This window comes from Chryseobacterium potabilaquae (assembly GCF_902728265.1).
Lineage (GTDB): Bacteria > Bacteroidota > Bacteroidia > Flavobacteriales > Weeksellaceae > Chryseobacterium > Chryseobacterium potabilaquae.
In genome coordinates this window covers 79,314-95,658 of record NZ_CACVBR010000007.1, presented here as the reverse complement: position 1 = coordinate 95,658, position 16,345 = coordinate 79,314, and the positions used below count along the sequence as shown (strand labels likewise).

Below are 16,345 nucleotides of genomic sequence, written 5' to 3'. Positions count from 1 at the left end.
TGTTAATTAGGCTTTCCGTGTGGCCATGCCAAATATCCATAATACAATCAATGAACCTCCGACGGCTAATAGCATACTTCTAAAATCAAACTCATCAACGGTTCCCCATCCTAGGATACTTCCAATAAAGCCTCCTACGAAAGCTCCAATAATTCCCAAGATGATAGTCATTAGCCAACCACCTCCTTGTGTACCCGGCATAATCATTTTTGCGATTGCTCCTGCAATAAGACCAAATATGATCCAAGTTAAAATTCCCATAGTTCTAAATTTTAATTGTTAATATTTTACAAATTTCATGTCTTATTTATAGAAAAAATAATATAAATTATCTTTTCTTGAAGAAAGAATCAACAAATTCTGTACCATTAAACAATTGTAAATCTTGCATTTTTTCTCCTACGCCTATATATTTTACAGGAATCTGGAACTGATCGGAAATTCCTATGACTACACCACCCTTAGCAGTACCATCTAACTTTGTTACTGCTAATGCATTAACTTCTGTAGCTGCTGTAAATTGTTTTGCCTGTTCAAAAGCGTTCTGTCCGGTTGAGCCATCAAGAACTAATAAGATTTCATGAGGTGCATCTGGAATTACTTTTTGCATCACTCTTTTAATTTTTGAAAGCTCATTCATTAAGTTTATTTTATTATGAAGTCTTCCCGCTGTATCAATGATCACAATATCTGCATTCTGTGCAACAGCACTTTGTACCGTGTCAAATGCTACAGATGCAGGATCTGATCCCATTTCTTGCTTAACAATTGGAACTCCGACTCTTTCACTCCAAATGGTTAATTGATCCACAGCTGCTGCCCTAAATGTATCTGCAGCTCCAAGAACCACTTTTTTTCCTTCTGATTTGAATTGATGGGCTAGCTTACCAATAGTGGTTGTTTTTCCCACACCATTGACTCCTACTACCATAATGACATAGGGTTTTTTGGAGATGTCAATATTTCCTGTTCCTTTGTGAGGGTTTTCTAGTAATAAGTTTGATATTTCTTCGCGAAGAATTTTATCTAGCTCACTTACTCCTACATATTTGTCTTTAGCAACACGTTCTTCTATTCTCTCTATGATTTTGATGGTGGTGGTGGCTCCTACATCGGATGCTATAAGTATTTCTTCCAAATCGTCAAGTACCTCATCATCTACTTTGCTTTTGCCAACAACGGCTTTTGTCATTTTTTCAAAGAAACCCTGACTGGATTTTTCTAATCCTTTATCTAATGTTTCCTTTTCTTCTTTTTTGAAAATATTTTTAAACCAACTCATAGAAATTGTATGATATAAGATGTTGTGTTGTCTATCTTTATGGCAAAGATAACAAAAAAACTACCCAAAAGCTGAGTAGTTTTTATATTGTAAATAAAGCGGATGTTATTTTTTCAAATAACCATCTACTTCGTCTGCATTCATTACTTTTTCTTCGAAAACGTAAGCTCCTGATTTAGATGACTTAACCATTTTCACAACTTTAGTCATTTTTTTTGACTGACCGCTTTGTAGGGTTGCTACTACTTTTTTTGCCATGGTAAATTATACTTTATAAATTACTTGATTTCTTTGTGTACTGTCACTTTCTTAAGAACTGGATTAAATTTTTTTAATTCCAATCTTTCAGTCGTGTTTTTTTTATTTTTAGTAGAAATGTATCTAGACATTCCTGGCATACCACTTTCTTTATGCTCTGTACATTCAAGGATTACTTGAACTCTGTTTCCTTTTTTTGCCATGATTTCTTAATTATTTAATAAATCCGTTTCTTGCTGCTCTCTCTAGAGCTTCTTCGATTCCAATCTTGTTAATTACTCTCAATCCGTGAGCAGAAACTTTTAACGTTACGTGCTTATCTTGCTCTGGAAGGTAAAACTTCTTCTCCAATAAGTTAATTTCAAAACGACGCTTCGTTTTGTTATTAGCGTGAGAAACGTTGTTACCAACCATTGCACGCTTTCCTGTTATTTGGCAAATTCTTGACATATCTCGATGTTCTTATTTGTACTATAATATTTGAGTGTGCAAAATAACAAAGAATTTTCGAGATAGGCAAATCTTTTAAAAAATATTTCTAAATAATCCGTTGATGAATATACCTGAATTTGTGGTTTATGAAGCGAAGAAGAAGGAGATAATAATTTTTTTACTCCTCAAATATATAGCCATTAATAGAATAATATTTGTGTTCTCAAATAGTCCGAAAATATAAAGAATTATATATTGGCAATGAATAATATTTGATTTTTGGTTCTTGGTTGAAATTTTAAAAAACTCAAGAGAAACTATCAATTTTTCAATTATAGAAAAGAATTTTAGATAATGTATGTATAGAATATGGAAGGGTAGTTTACGGAAAAAGCCAGCTAAATAACTGGCTTTTTTAAAATTTTATTCTTAAATGAAGTATAAATACTGAACTCCATAAATTTTCTTATTGGGTCTTCTTTTTCTGATATGACTTAATTAAAAAATAAAAAAGCAGAAATCCTAAAGCAAATATTGAAATTCTTGAAAGAAGATCTCCGGCTCTTGCATAAAAAGTCATAGAGTCATATAGATTTACTTTTGCAAATAATGTGGTTTCATCGCCATAAAATGTATCTGCTGTAATTTCGCCTTTTGCATTAATATGAGCTGAAATTCCACTGTTGGCGGCACGAGCTATTTCTCTTCTTGTTTCAATCGCTCTTAATTTTGCATAGGATAATAATTGCTTATGTCCCTCAGTAACACCCCACCATGAGTCGTTGGTGATGATGGCTAAAAAATTGGCTCCTTTTTTTACATAATCAGTGGTAAACTCGCCATAAATACTTTCATAACAAATGATGGGAGCCATTTTACCTTTATTAAAAGGGTTTGAAAAGGCCACTCTTTCTTTATCTGTTCCTAAAGAAGCAACAGTTCCTCCCAAATTAAGCATAGCATCTCCTAGAATGGGTTTTAAAACGTCCATATAAGGGAAAATTTCAACGCCGGGAACAAGTTTTCCTTTGTGGTAAACCTCTATTTTTTTGTTAGGTATTATCTGAACTGCCGAATTAAAACTTTCAACCCAAAGTCCTGCATTAATCTGGTAAGCTGCTTTTGGAAGGTTGTCAGGATGGGTATAAAACCGGTGTGAAGAAATTCCGGTTGCAAAGACAGATCTCGGATGAGTTGATAAAAATCCTTTAATATTATTTAAAAGCATACTTTTTTCAAAAGCGGTTTCAGAAATGGAACCTCTTCCTGGAATCGCTGTTTCAGGAGCGATATAATAATCGATTTTTCCTGTTGAGTTTTTTTCTGCAAGATTTAATAAATTGTTTTCTATGGTTAGGCTGTCTTTAGAATATTTTTCAGCATAAGGGTCAAGGTCAGGCTGTAACATTAAGACATTCACTTGGCCTATTGGTTTTTCATTAAAATTATAATATTTTACTAATGAAATAATGAGAGGGATAACAATGAGTGCAGCCAAGATGGATGAATTTTTAATCAGATCTTTTCTTTTTCTTCCAGCCTCCCAAATTCTTAATGTATAAAATATGAAAACATTAATAATTAAAATCCAGAAACTTCCCCCGGTTGAGCCTAGAGTGTCATACCATTGAATTACTTTAGGATATTCTGAAAATACGTTCCCTAAGTTTAGCCATGGCCATGTAAGTTCCCATGTTAAATGGAATTTCTCAAAACTCATCCAGATGGCAATAAAAAATGCGAGCCCCCAATAGGTTCCTTGAGCATTCTTATACCAATGATAGCATTGAAAAACGAATGAATATAACAGTGAATTGACTAAAACAGGAAATATGACAGCCATTAAAGAGTGTGATCCATCTGGATTTTTTGAACCGTATAGCCACCCTGTTGTGATGATATTCCAAATCACAAAGCACAAATAGGATAACCCAAAAATGATCCATTTTTTTCTTTTGTAATTTGAGAATTTAGAGATCTTGTGCTCCATCATTAGAAGAGGAACAAGAGCAAAGAAAATAAAAAAAGGAACACCATAAGTGGGCCATGATATAGATAATAACATGGCTGAAATGAGCGTAAGTAAAACGTATTTCATTAAAATATTTTAGTTTACAAATTTAATGTTTTTGAAATGAATAAATTTGCAGTTGATGTTAAAGAGATTTTACCAAATAATTATTTTTCCCTATACTCTATTTTTGTTGTACCTTATGTTTTTAGGGATGGGCAGATTTCAATATGAAGATAACTTAGTGAGGTTAGAACCTATTTTTTCAACAGTTTGGTTTATTCAAAATACCATTCTTTGGAGTGATATTGTTAAGATCGTTTTAGGAAATGTAATAATGTTCATTCCTTTTGGTTTTCTGGGATGGATTTTTACTGGCCTTAAAGAGGTAAAAACTCTTCTCTACAGTTTTATTTCTGCCATCGTTGTAGTCGAAGCAATGCAGTATTTTACAAGGATGGGAGTTTTTGAAGTAGATGATATTATCCTAAATACTTTTGGAGTATATATTGGATGGAATCTTAAGCAGTATATTGAACGTAACTTTAACCATTGAGTTCTTTGGCCCTTTCTTCCGCTTTTAAAATCCCTTTTTTCAAAATCTCTTTGAGAGAGTTCTCTTCAAACATTTTTAGGGCAGCTTCGGTTGTACCTCCTTTTGAGGCTACATCATTTATTAATTCTTCAAGGCTTTTATCAGAATTATTGATTAAATGATAAGCACCCAACATTGTTTGCTTAACGAAGAGTTGAGAAAGATTTTCCTCAATACCCATTTCAATACCGGCTTTAATCATAGCATCGATAATGTAGTAGAAGTAAGCCGGTCCACTACCAGAAAGGGCTGTAACACCGTCTAATAGATTTTCGTCTTCGAGATATACGGATCTACCTGTTGAATTCAATAATCTTTCAATGTTAATAAGTTGGCTGAAAGAAATTCCTTCTGCAGCAGTATATCCTGTAATTCCCATTCCTAAAAGAGTAGGAGAGTTGGGCATTGCCCTCACGACCAAGGGATGGTTTAATAAGGTCTGAATTTTTTCAATTTTAATTCCGGCCATAATAGAGAGTATCATTTGATTTTCTCGGAAAGGAAAATAAATGTTTTTAGCAACATAAGAGAAATCCTGTGGCTTTACCGCTATAATCACTAAGTTGGCATCCAGATCTTCAATCTCTTCAAAAGTTGAAATTTTGGATTTCGGAAACTCTTCTGATATTTTGGAAATTTTGGATTTATTCCTTGTAATAAGATGTAGATTTTCAGGTTTTATCAATTCATATTTCAAAAAGGATTTTGAAAAAGATAGTCCCATATTACCAGCTCCGAGAATTGCAATTTTCATATTATGGATTTAGTTGAGTTATTATTGATGAATATTTAGTGTGATATTTTCACTAAAGAAATAATTAAATTTTGTTTTAAAATAAATTTTGATTTTTTCATGTTCTATTTATTATGGTAGAAATTAAATGATTAAGAAAAATATTGAAGATAAAGAGTTTATATAATGTTTACTTCTCTTTCCAGGTTAATTCCAAATTTTTCTTTTACTGAATCAATGATTTGGGTAGAAAAATCAAAAATTTCTTTACCGGTAGCAAGGCCCGTTGCGTTGACAATGACTAAAGCTTGGAGTTTGTGTGAAGCTACATTTTCTATTTGTTTGCCTTTCCATCCACATTGTTCAATAAGCCATCCCGCGGGAATCTTTACCATTTCTCTATTTGAGTATCCCGGGATGTTTTCAAATTTCTGTTTTATCTCTTCAAATTGTTTTAAAGATATAGACGGATTTTTAAAGAAGCTACCGGCATTTCCTATTTCTTTTGGGTTGGGTAACTTACTTTGCCTAATATTAATTACTGCTTTTGAAACCTCCTGAATGGTGGGATTTTGAATTCCTAAATTTTCTAATTCGGATTGTATCGCTCCATATTCTGTTTTTATGGTATGGTGAGCGGTAGTGAGTCTAAAGACAACTTCCAGAATGATATATTTTCCTTTTGCTTCTTGCTTAAAAATAGAATCTCTATATCCGAATTTACATTGTTCAAGATTAAATGTTTCGATTTCTTTACTTTCATTATTTAATACCGTGCAACTTACAAAAGTATCTTTTATTTCTGTACCATATGCTCCAATATTTTGCATGGGTGAGGTTCCTACGTTTCCAGGAATTAAGGAAAGGTTTTCAAGTCCGCCATAATTTTTGTTAAGGCAATAGGTGACAAATTCATGCCAGTTTTCACCTGCTTTTGCATACACGAGAACATGATTTTGATCTAAAATTTGTTCGGTAATTCCTTTTAAATTTAATTTAATTACCAATCCTTCAAAATCTTTTGTAAATAAAATATTGCTCCCACCTCCAAGAATTAAGAGTGGCACATGATGGGAGTGTGAGAAGTTAATTGCTTCTTGTAACTGGTCAAGAGAGGTTACCTCCGTAAAGTATTTAGCATAGGCTTCTACTCCAAAAGTATTGTAAGGTTTAAGAGAAAAATTTTCGTTCATTGGTTTATTGATATTCCTTCGGAATTATTTGGCTTAATTGATCTTTGAATTTTTGTAATTGCTTATAGTGAATAGTATCGGTATATGCATTGACATAGACATGAGACGTTTTTGAGGTTTTAATCTGAAAAGTTTCATCTATTCCGTTGAGGGCCTGGATGCTTTCCGAGCTTTTAATCGTACTGAATGTTTTTATATCAAAATGGGAAGTAAGTTGATGCCAATCCTCAGCTGTGATTGCAGATTTCCATACTGTATGCTCTTTACTGCTTACAGTTCCTTTTTCTAAATATAGGGAATCTTGGTTTACTTTAACTTTTCTGTAGCTTCCTGCATTTCCTCCGACATTTGAAAAACTAACGGATATTATTTTCTCTTCAGCTCCATTGGTCGTTGTTTTCTTTTTTTGGGTACAAGAAAAAAATGTCAGTAATAAAAATGCCGTAAAAAATGTTTTCGGATTACTATTTCTTATTACTGACATTTTGAATGTAATTTATAGATTGAACTCTAATTTGTATTGTGTAAGAGCATCTTTTAAAAGTTCTGCACTTCTTTTTAGATCTTCTTCTTTTAAAACGTAGGCGATCCTTACTTGTTTTTTTCCTAATTCTGGATTACTGTAAAAACCACCTGCAGGGGCCACCATGATAGTTTCGTTGTTATTGGAATATTTTTCAAGTAACCATTGAGCAAATTTTTCACTATCATCTACGGGAAGTTCTGCTACGCAATAAAAAGCACCTTTAGGTTTTGGGCAAATCACCCCAGGAATAGCGTTGAGTAGATCTACTAGAATATTTCTTCGATGTGTATATTCTTCTCTTACTGAGCGGATATATGCTCCATCATTCTGATGAGCGGCTGTTGCTGCAATTTGTCCCAAAAGAACCGGACTTAGTCTTGCTTGTGCAAAAAGCATCGCTGCATCATGGATTTTTTTAGAACGAGTAAGCATGCATCCTATTCTTACCCCACACATTGAGTATCGTTTTGATTCGGAATCAATAATAATACAATTCTCGCTTAGTTCCGGGAATGAAAGCATAGATACCTGTTGCTTACCATCATATACATACTCTCTATATACTTCATCTGAAATAACAACAATATCATATTTTAAAGCAATCTCCGCGAGCTTTTGAAGTTCTTCACGTGTATAAAGATATCCAGTAGGATTACCGGGATTACATATAATAATGGCTCTTGTTTTTTCTGTGATTTTTTTCTCAAACTCCTCAATAGGTGGTAAAGCAAATCCGGTATCGATCGTTGATGGAACGGCCACTACATTTACATTAAAAGTACTGGTGAATCCATTGTAATTGGCATAATAAGGCTCGGGAATAATTACTTCATCTCCATCATCACACAAAGTAGAAATAGCAAAATTGAGAGCTTCCGATCCCCCGTTGGTAACAATGAAATTATCAGGAGTAAGATCTTTAAAATCTAATGAGTGATAATAATCTGTAAGAGCTTTTCTATATTCGAAATTTCCTTCAGAAAGAGCATATTCCAATACTTTTAAATCTATATTTTTTAATGCATTTAAAGCCGTTTCCGGAGTTTCAATATCGGGTTGTCCAATATTAAGATGATATACTTTAATTCCTTTTTGTTTTGCTTTTAGGGCAAAAGGAACTAGTTTTCTTACCGGCGACGGTGGCATATGCTGGGCTCTGTTTGAAATATTCGGCATTGTTTAAAAATTTGTATGGCAAAAATAACATTTAATTTTTCAAAAATAAAATAAAGACGATAAGTCAATTTTTACACTTATTTTTTTGCTGAAAAGACAAATATCGGGAATTATTATTTAAACTGTCCTTTGATTCCTTTTGGATATGTCTCTTATTTTGCAGAAATTTAATGTGTTACATAGTGAGTGAGTAGAGAAAGTGTTCTTTGTGGGTAATCGATATTATTGTCATATATGGGCTTGTGTATGGGTAGTTTTTATTATGAATACCCAATATTTTAACATTTATTATCTGAAAAAATGATTATTTTAGGAAACTAAAATTAAAATAAGATGCAAATTGCTGCGATATCTGTGGACGATTATATCTCAAAAATTCCTGAGGAGAGAAGGGATATATTTAGAAAACTTGTTAACACAATTAATGATAATTTACCCAAAGGTTTTAAAGAAAATATAAGTTACGGAATGATAGGTTGGGCAGTTCCATTAGAAACCTATCCTGCAGGATATCATTGTTCACCCAATACTCCGTTACCTTTTATGGCGCTAGCTTCTCAGAAAAACTTTATTGCCTTTTATCACATGGGAATGTATATGAAACCTCAATTGTTAGAATGGTTTGTTTCAGAATACCCGAAATATTCCACAAGAAAATTGGATATGGGAAAATCATGTGTCCGTTTTAAAAAAATAGATGATATTCCTTTGGAGTTAATTGCTGAGATCAGTAAAAAAATGAGTGTTGAAGATTGGATCAATTGTTATGAAGCAAATCTTAAGAAATAATTTTCTTTCAAAAATAGGGATATTATTTATTCTCTTGCAAATCGTTGTTCAATGCACGGGGCTAAAAAACAATTATTTAAAAAACGGAGATTTGCTTTTTGTTACTGCTAAAGAATCTGGTTTGTCGGGAGCGATTAATAAAGTTACGCAAAGACAAAGAAATATATCTTTTGATCATATAGGTATTTTGGAAATTGTAGATAATGATTTCTTTGTTTTACATGCATCTCCTATAGGAGGCTCCCAAAGACAATCTTTGAAAGAGTTTGTGAAAAATCAAAAAGGTGATAATCAAAAAATTATAGTGTATAGATTAAAAAAAGGATATGAAAAAATAATTCCTGAAGCGATTAAAAATGCAGAGTCTATGTTAGGAAAGCCTTATAATGATATTTATATCCTGAATGAAGACTCTTATTATTGTTCGGATTTTGTTGAAAGAGCTTTTAGAGATGCGCATATATTTAAGCTTGAGCCTATGACTTTTAAAGATCCGATGACAGGGCAGATCAATAGTTTTTGGGAGGGTTTTTATAAAAAGAAAAATATACCCATTCCCGAAGGAAAACTTGGATGTAATCCTAATGGTTTGGCAGGTTCAGATAAGCTTGAAATGATTATGAAATATAGGTGAGGTTGATGTTATAGTGGATTAATTATTTTTTTATCTACTTCATTTATTAAAATAGAAATAAAAAAATATTAGTCTATTAATTTTGTAGACTAATATTTTTTTTATTTTTGTCAAATAGAATTTAATATATCAAATTAAATGAAGAAAAAATACACGTAACCAAAAATGTTTAGCTATGATTACTCCTAATCCGAATTTGCAGATTTTACTGAATAAACTGAATCAGCCAAAAAGAGAATTAATAATAGAAATTGAACTGAATGGAAAAATGAAGTTCGAACAATTAATGAATACAATTTATCATCAATTTGGTATTTGCAATAGGGTGTTGTCAGTTAATGTGGAATATATAAATGGGAGAAGCTTTGGGTCGGTACAGTTGTATATTAGTGCCAATTCAGACGACTATCAAGAGCTGGAGCTTTATTTAACCAAAAATAAACTTTTGAGTACCACTGTGGAATACATTTGTAGGAAATACTCTTGAGAGAGATTCATATAGTTTTAATTATAAAAGGGATAGCTGATTTTTGGTTATCCTTTTTTAGATTGTATTGAAAAAAAAACTATTTTTAGATGTATTTAAATTTTAACACTATGATACCTTTAATTATTGTAATTGGTTTAGCGATATTATTTATTATGTACGGTGTGTCTGTATATAATCGTTTGGTAAAATTGAAAAATCTGGTACAAGAAGCATGGAGCAGTATTGATGTCATGCTTAAAAAACGCCATGATTTAATTCCTAATTTAGTAGAAACAGTAAAAGGATATGCAGTTCATGAAAGAGATACTTTAGATAGCGTAACCAGAGCCAGAGCCCAAGCTGTGGGAGCGAGCTCTGTAGAGTCTAAAGAAGTAGCTGAGAAAAACCTCAATCAGGCTATGATGAACTTATTTGCAGTAGCAGAACAATATCCTGATCTGAAAGCGAATACTAACTTTCAACAATTACAAAATGAGTTGACTTCTATAGAGAATGATATAGAGAAGTCCAGAAGATATTATAATGGAACAGTACGTGAGAATAATACATTAGTTGAATCTTTTCCAAGTAATGTGGTAGCCAATATGTATAAATTTGAAAAATCTCCATTTTTTGAATTGCAGAATATCGCAGAGCGAGAAGTTCCAACGGTGAAATTCTAGGGTTATGAAGAAGGTTTTGTTATTTTTCCATCTTCTTTTTTATGCAACAACTTTTGCACAAGAACAAGACAAAATAGAGGTCGAAAAGATTTTGTATTTTCATTCGGATCTTGTCATTGATAAAAACTCAGCAGTCACCGTTACGGAAAATATTAAAGTTCATTCTTTGGGTGAGTATATTAAAAGAGGAATTTATAGGGTATTGCCCTTATCAAGAAACTTAAATAATAGAACTCAGAAAGTAAAATATGAAATAATTTCTGTAAAGAAAAATGGAGTTGATGAGGAATATCATGAAAAAATTGAAGACGGTTTTTTGAAAATTTATGTAGGAAATAAAGATGTTATTTTAGATCCTGGAGATTACGACTATGAAATACAATACAAAACAGATCATCAAATAGGTTTTTTCGAAAAATATGATGAATTATATTGGAATGTAAATGGGACAGCTTGGGATTTTCCTATTGATTCTCTCTCAGCAAAGGTGATACTTCCCGAAGGCTCTAAAATAGTTCAGAACTCTTGCTATAAAGGAGCATATGGAAGCACTTCTCGAGATTGTACTTCAAAAATTTTATCTGATAACTCTATAGAATGGTCGGCTTATAATTTAGGGATTAATGAGGGTTTAAGTATTGCTGCAGGATTTCAGAAAGGAATTATGATACCACCTCCACCTCCTACTTTTCTTGAAATATATGGGATTCTAATAGGAGGATTTATTGTTTTATCAGCTTTGGTATTTTATTATTATTCTACCTGGAGAAAATATGGGGTTGATCCTGTAAAACCTATCGTGTATCCTCAGTTCAGTATTCCGGAAAATTTATCTCCCGCTTCTTTAGGATATATCAAAACCGAAAATTTTAAAAATAAATATATTACGGCATCGATTATTAGTTTGGCAGTAAAGGGATATATTAAAATTGTTGAAAGTGAGGAAACCGGTATTTTAGGTTTTTTTCATAAGAAGATTTTTACTTTAAAAAAGTTGAAACAACCAGGTGAATCTTTACCAAAAGAAGAACATAATTTAATGAATTCTTTATTCAAAGGGGGAAATGATATAGTGAGGTTTGATGGTAAGTATGACGAAAAAATAGAAACCGCTGTAAACAATTTCAAGGAAACACTAAAATTGCAGCATGATGAATTTTTAAATGAAGGTAATAATGGAAGCAAAATTGTATTTCCCTTTCTTCTTGTTACTGTCGTGTATATAATTGGATTATTTTTAAGTTACAGGATGTACCCTGAGGTTGAAAAACTAATTGTTGGCGGATTTTTATATATTGTTTTTTTAGTTGTCTTTATCGTGATTGCCCTTTTAGTCAAAAATTTATCCTGGAAATTTCTAATACCATTACCTTTCCTTTTGCTTTTTGGTATGGGTAATATGATCAATTTCGGTCACGATGCAGTGGTGAGCAATAATTTCAATATTTGTTATATTTTTATTGTAATTGGGTTTGTTTCTTTAATTATTTATCAATATTTGATAAAAAGGCCTTCAGAGGAAAAATTAAAAAAACAATCGTTGATTGAAGGGTTTAAAATGTATATGGGAGCTGCTGAAAATGAACAGTTGAAATTTCATAACCCTCCTCAAATGACACCTCAGATTTTTGAAGCTCTTTTGCCTTTTGCTATGGTTCTTGGTGTTGATGAAATTTGGGGAAAGAAATTTGATGAGATAGTAAAGAAAATGTCAACGGAATATAATAATACATGGTATCATGGGACGTCCATGAACTATTATTCTTTTACCAATACTTTGAATTCAAGTCTTACCAATTCTATTCAAACGGCTTCTACCCAGCCATCTAGTTCCGGAAGTGGATCTGGTGGTGGAGGATTCTCTGGAGGCGGCGGAGGCGGCGGCGGAGGCGGTGGTTGGTAATTCCGTTTTATGAAAAATAAAATAAAAGCGTTCAAAATTTTGAACGCTTTTTGAATATCATATATTGGAATTTAAATTCTTTGAATATCAGCTCCAAGAGCTTTCAATCTACCGTCAATATTTTCATATCCTCGGTCTATCTGTTCAATGTTATGAATTATTGATTTACCTTCAGCGGATAATGCTGCAATAAGTAGGGCATTTCCTGCTCTAATATCTGGAGAGGTTAATGTAGTCCCTCTTAATGGAGTTTCATGATTTAAACCAATAACAGTAGCTCGGTGTGGATCACATAAAATGATTTGAGCTCCCATGTCTATTAATTTATCTACAAAAAACAATCTTGATTCAAACATTTTTTGGTGAATCAATAAACTTCCTTTTGCCTGCGTCGCTACTACTAAAATAATGGATAATAAATCGGGAGTGAATCCTGGCCATGGAGCATCGGAAACGGTAAGAATTGATCCGTCAATAAATTTTTGTATTCTATAATGCTCTTGAGCTGGAATGTAAATGTCGTCATTGCTTTGTTCCAGCTGAATTCCTAATTTTCTAAAAGTATTAGGTATAACCCCTAATTGATTCCAATTTACATTTTTGATGGTCATTTCAGATTTTGTCATCGCCGCTAAGCCGATCCATGAACCAATCTCTACCATGTCAGGCAGCATTGTATGTTCTGTTCCGCGAAGATAATCTACTCCCTCAATAGTTAAAAGATTTGAACCAATACCAGAAATATTAGCACCCATTCTATTCAACATTTTACAAAGTTGCTGAAGATAGGGCTCACATGCTGCATTGTAAATCCTTGTTTTACCTTTTGCTAAAGCTGCTGCCATTACTATATTGGCCGTTCCGGTTACAGAAGCCTCTTCTAATAAAATAAATTTACCTCTTAATTCTTTGGCTTTTAATGAATAAAAACATTCCTCTTCATCATATTTGAACTCAGCACCTAGTTCTACCAGACCTTGGAAATGAGTATCCAGTCTTCTTCTTCCAATTTTATCTCCTCCTGGAGTTGGCATATATGCTTCACCATATTTTGCTAACATAGGGCCTAAAAGCATGATGGAACCTCTTAATTTTGCTCCATCTTTCTTAAATTCTTTTGATTTTATGTAGTCAAAATTAACTTCATCAGCTTTAAAAGTATAATCACCATGGCTATTTTTAGTGACTTTCACTCCAAAATCACCTAAAATTTCAATAAGTCTGTTTACATCATGAATATCAGGGATATTTTTAATTCTAACCTCTTCACTAGTTAATAAAACAGCGCATAAAATTTGTAGAGCTTCATTTTTTGCTCCTTGTGGAGTGATCTCACCATGTAGTTTTTTTCCTCCTCTTATTTGAAATGTCCCGCTCATTATTTTCTATTTTTATAATTATGCCGCTTCTTATTAGACTGGTTATTGTTTTTGTTATTATTCTTATTGTTATTATTGTTATTTCTGTTGTTGTTGCTGGTGTAATAAATTTTACTTTTTTCCAGGGTCTCAATTCCTGTAAGATCCAGTCTGTTTTCTGAAAGTTCTTTCAAGTGGCGAAAAATCACATCATCAGTAACATGTTCTTTATTATATACATTATATGATTTTTTCATATTATTAGCAATAACCTCAATCAAAGCCTCTTTCTCATCTCCGGTTTCCAGCTCGATCGCTTTTTCAATTAATTGAAGAATACTTTTCCCATAAAATTTGAAATCACCCTGTAGTTTCGGATACTCCATTCTTTTTGGTTTTTCCGATAATTGCTCTATAGTAGGAAATGGAAAAGGTGAATCTACATCCAAATCATAATTAGCCAGAATAAAAAGATGATCCCACAGTTTATGATTGTAGTTTTCTTCATCCCTAAGCTGAGGATTTCTCTGCCCCATAAAATCAATAATCGCCCTCGACATTTCATTCCTTTCCTCTTTGGAAGGGAGTTCTTTGCAACGTTCAACCAATTGCTGTATAATTCTGCCATACTCTGGCATATGAAGCTGAGTTTTTTGGGTGTTATATTCCATAATGTGCAAATATATGGAATAATAGAAAATTGTATCGAAAATATTAAAAGTTTATGATTTTTTAATGATGTTTTCATTTCCTTATACTTCAGATTATTCTAAAATATTAAATTATATCACTAATATGTGATATTTTTTATATTGAAATTGTATTTTTGTTGATCGACTACTAGCTATTGTTATTATATGAAGAATATATATACTATAACCACTTTTTTAATGTTTTGGGCTTTAAGCTCTTGTCAAGGGAATGATGATTGTATTCAGCCTCTTCCGGATAAATTAAAATCAGATAACACTATTAATACAGTTACTGATGTTACTTTTCATGATGGAAGATCTTTTGGTGACGGTAATATATTGGGCAATGAAAATTCTTTTGCTGCCTCTACAGAGGGAGTTTTAATGCAAGGTTTTTATTGGGATGTTCCTGCTGGTGGAAATTGGTGGAATATATTGAAGGGAAAATTGACAGATTGGTCTAAAGCAGGCATAGGAGCAGTCTGGCTACCGCCGGTTTCCAAAGCACAAAATGGTGCCCTTTCCATGGGATATGATCCAACTGATTATTATGATTTTGGAGACTACAATCAGAATGGGAATATAGAAACTCGTTTTGGTTCAAGAGTTGAATTGGAAGCTTTAATTACAAAAGCACATGCGGAAAAAATAAAAGTGTATGCTGATATAGTGATTAATCATAATAGTGGAGGGCAATTAGAAAAAAATCCTTTTACTGGAACGGATACTTGGACTAATTTTTCAGGAATTGCGTCTGGGAAGTTTCCTCGAAATTATAATGATTTTTATAAAAATAGCCACGGAACGAATGATGAAGGAGCTTTTGGAGGTTTTCCGGATTTATGCCATGCAAATCCTTATGTTCAAGATTGGCTTTGGGGAAGAGAAGATTCTGTGGGGAAATACTATAAAAATGTAATGAAATTTGATGGGTGGAGATTTGATTATGTGAAAGGTTTTGGACCTTGGGTAGTGAATGCATGGAATAAAAATGTAGGTGGATTTTCGGTAGGAGAGCTATGGGATTCCAATGTAGATACTTTAGAATGGTGGGCAAACAAGGCGAATAGCTCTGTTTTTGATTTTGCAGCGTTTTATAAAATGGATGAGGCTTTTGACAATGGAAATTTGAATGCGTTGAAGGATGATATGATGTGGAAAAGAAATCCTTTTAGAGCCGTTACTTTTGTCGCCAATCATGATACAGACATTATTAATAACAAAATGTTAGCGTATGCATATATCTTATCACATGAAGGCTATCCTACTATTTTTTATAGAGATTATGAAGAATGGCTCAATAAGGATAAGCTCAATAACCTGATTTGGATTCATAATAATAAAGCAACAGGAACAACGTCAATTCTTCATGTAGATCAGGATGAGTATATTGCAAGAAGAAATGGATATAATGGAAATCCGGGATTGATAATTTATATCAATAGTTCTTCAAATTGGCAAGAAAGGTGGGTCGATACTCATTGGGAAAATAAGCAGCTTAAAGATTTTACCGGTCATTCTTCATGGTATCCCACTACTGAAACAGATAAACGAGTAAAGATACAATGTCCCCCAAATAGTTATTCTATTTGGTCGATAAATCAATAAAAG

General features: G+C 32.7%; 19 protein-coding genes. 7 read left to right on the top strand and 12 right to left on the bottom strand.

The window, feature by feature from the left end; all coding sequences use genetic code 11:
• Nucleotides 1-6: 6 nt before the first annotated feature.
• From CHRY9293_RS06080 to lnt, 6 genes are all read right to left on the bottom strand, one after another.
• Nucleotides 7-261 carry a GlsB/YeaQ/YmgE family stress response membrane protein gene (locus CHRY9293_RS06080; RefSeq protein ID WP_122548246.1) on the bottom strand — a complete coding sequence of 85 codons (255 nt, stop codon included), beginning with the start codon at nucleotides 259-261 and terminating at the stop codon, nucleotides 7-9.
• Nucleotides 262-328: 67 nt separating this feature from the next.
• Nucleotides 329-1,282, bottom strand: a complete 954-nt coding sequence (gene ftsY / locus CHRY9293_RS06075; RefSeq protein WP_162032126.1) for a signal recognition particle-docking protein FtsY — start codon at nucleotides 1,280-1,282, stop codon at nucleotides 329-331.
• Between the two features lie 105 nt (nucleotides 1,283-1,387).
• Nucleotides 1,388-1,540, bottom strand: a complete 153-nt coding sequence (locus CHRY9293_RS06070; protein WP_002976755.1) for a DUF4295 domain-containing protein — start codon at nucleotides 1,538-1,540, stop codon at nucleotides 1,388-1,390.
• A 20-nt stretch (nucleotides 1,541-1,560) separates the two neighbouring features.
• Nucleotides 1,561-1,743, bottom strand: coding sequence for a 50S ribosomal protein L33 (gene rpmG / locus CHRY9293_RS06065; protein WP_062649719.1), 183 nt, complete (start codon nucleotides 1,741-1,743; stop codon nucleotides 1,561-1,563).
• A gap of 10 nt (nucleotides 1,744-1,753) precedes the next feature.
• Nucleotides 1,754-1,990, bottom strand: coding sequence for a 50S ribosomal protein L28 (gene rpmB / locus CHRY9293_RS06060; RefSeq protein ID WP_121460143.1), 237 nt, complete (start codon nucleotides 1,988-1,990; stop codon nucleotides 1,754-1,756).
• A gap of 448 nt (nucleotides 1,991-2,438) precedes the next feature.
• Entirely contained in the window at nucleotides 2,439-4,070 is a 1,632-nt protein-coding gene (lnt, locus tag CHRY9293_RS06055; protein WP_162032124.1) for an apolipoprotein N-acyltransferase, read from the bottom strand.
• Between the two features lie 55 nt (nucleotides 4,071-4,125).
• On the opposite strand from lnt, the gene CHRY9293_RS06050 reads away from it, so the two are divergent.
• Nucleotides 4,126-4,539 carry a VanZ family protein gene (locus CHRY9293_RS06050; protein ID WP_162032123.1) on the top strand — a complete coding sequence of 138 codons (414 nt, stop codon included), beginning with the start codon at nucleotides 4,126-4,128 and terminating at the stop codon, nucleotides 4,537-4,539.
• Here the strand turns inward: CHRY9293_RS06050 and proC are convergent.
• The 4 genes from proC to CHRY9293_RS06030 form a co-directional block, all read right to left on the bottom strand.
• Nucleotides 4,529-5,332 (bottom strand): pyrroline-5-carboxylate reductase, encoded by an 804-nt coding sequence (proC, locus tag CHRY9293_RS06045; protein ID WP_162032120.1) that lies wholly within the window; start codon nucleotides 5,330-5,332, stop codon nucleotides 4,529-4,531. The two genes, CHRY9293_RS06050 and proC, sit on opposite strands and share 11 nt — an antisense overlap.
• A 158-nt stretch (nucleotides 5,333-5,490) precedes the next feature.
• Nucleotides 5,491-6,504 (bottom strand): UDP-N-acetylmuramate dehydrogenase, encoded by a 1,014-nt coding sequence (gene murB, locus CHRY9293_RS06040; RefSeq protein ID WP_162032118.1) that lies wholly within the window; start codon nucleotides 6,502-6,504, stop codon nucleotides 5,491-5,493.
• Between the two features lie 4 nt (nucleotides 6,505-6,508).
• Nucleotides 6,509-6,988: a hypothetical protein gene (locus tag CHRY9293_RS06035; RefSeq protein WP_162032117.1), complete on the bottom strand. Its 480-nt coding sequence runs from the start codon at nucleotides 6,986-6,988 to the stop codon at nucleotides 6,509-6,511.
• A gap of 12 nt (nucleotides 6,989-7,000) precedes the next feature.
• Nucleotides 7,001-8,206: a pyridoxal phosphate-dependent aminotransferase gene (locus tag CHRY9293_RS06030; protein WP_122637291.1), complete on the bottom strand. Its 1,206-nt coding sequence runs from the start codon at nucleotides 8,204-8,206 to the stop codon at nucleotides 7,001-7,003.
• 333 nt (nucleotides 8,207-8,539) lie between these two features.
• Between CHRY9293_RS06030 and CHRY9293_RS06025 the strand changes: the two genes are divergently transcribed.
• The 5 genes from CHRY9293_RS06025 to CHRY9293_RS06005 all read left to right on the top strand — a co-directional run bounded on the left by CHRY9293_RS06025 (nucleotide 8,540) and on the right by CHRY9293_RS06005 (nucleotide 12,684).
• The gene (locus CHRY9293_RS06025; RefSeq protein ID WP_162032115.1) at nucleotides 8,540-8,995 is read left to right on the top strand and encodes a DUF1801 domain-containing protein; all 456 of its coding nucleotides are present in this window, start codon (nucleotides 8,540-8,542) and stop codon (nucleotides 8,993-8,995) included.
• Nucleotides 8,952-9,629 carry a YiiX/YebB-like N1pC/P60 family cysteine hydrolase gene (locus tag CHRY9293_RS06020; protein ID WP_228455479.1) on the top strand — a complete coding sequence of 226 codons (678 nt, stop codon included), beginning with the start codon at nucleotides 8,952-8,954 and terminating at the stop codon, nucleotides 9,627-9,629. Before CHRY9293_RS06025 ends, CHRY9293_RS06020 begins: the two co-directional genes overlap by 44 nt.
• Before the next feature lie 175 nt (nucleotides 9,630-9,804).
• Nucleotides 9,805-10,116, top strand: coding sequence for an NIL domain-containing protein (locus CHRY9293_RS06015; protein WP_162032111.1), 312 nt, complete (start codon nucleotides 9,805-9,807; stop codon nucleotides 10,114-10,116).
• A 110-nt stretch (nucleotides 10,117-10,226) separates the two neighbouring features.
• The gene (locus CHRY9293_RS06010; RefSeq protein WP_162032109.1) at nucleotides 10,227-10,781 is read left to right on the top strand and encodes a LemA family protein; all 555 of its coding nucleotides are present in this window, start codon (nucleotides 10,227-10,229) and stop codon (nucleotides 10,779-10,781) included.
• A gap of 4 nt (nucleotides 10,782-10,785) precedes the next feature.
• Nucleotides 10,786-12,684 carry a DUF2207 domain-containing protein gene (locus tag CHRY9293_RS06005; RefSeq protein ID WP_162032107.1) on the top strand — a complete coding sequence of 633 codons (1,899 nt, stop codon included), beginning with the start codon at nucleotides 10,786-10,788 and terminating at the stop codon, nucleotides 12,682-12,684.
• A 71-nt stretch (nucleotides 12,685-12,755) separates the two neighbouring features.
• Here the strand turns inward: CHRY9293_RS06005 and murA are convergent, their stop codons facing one another.
• Entirely contained in the window at nucleotides 12,756-14,063 is a 1,308-nt protein-coding gene (gene murA, locus CHRY9293_RS06000; RefSeq protein WP_122548234.1) for a UDP-N-acetylglucosamine 1-carboxyvinyltransferase, read from the bottom strand.
• Nucleotides 14,063-14,713: a DUF4290 domain-containing protein gene (locus tag CHRY9293_RS05995; protein WP_162032106.1), complete on the bottom strand. Its 651-nt coding sequence runs from the start codon at nucleotides 14,711-14,713 to the stop codon at nucleotides 14,063-14,065. The genes murA and CHRY9293_RS05995 overlap by 1 nt, the downstream gene beginning before the upstream one ends.
• A 186-nt stretch (nucleotides 14,714-14,899) precedes the next feature.
• Between CHRY9293_RS05995 and CHRY9293_RS05990 the strand changes: the two genes are divergently transcribed.
• Nucleotides 14,900-16,342, top strand: a complete 1,443-nt coding sequence (locus CHRY9293_RS05990) for an alpha-amylase (protein WP_162032104.1) — start codon at nucleotides 14,900-14,902, stop codon at nucleotides 16,340-16,342.
• Nucleotides 16,343-16,345 lie beyond the last annotated feature (3 nt).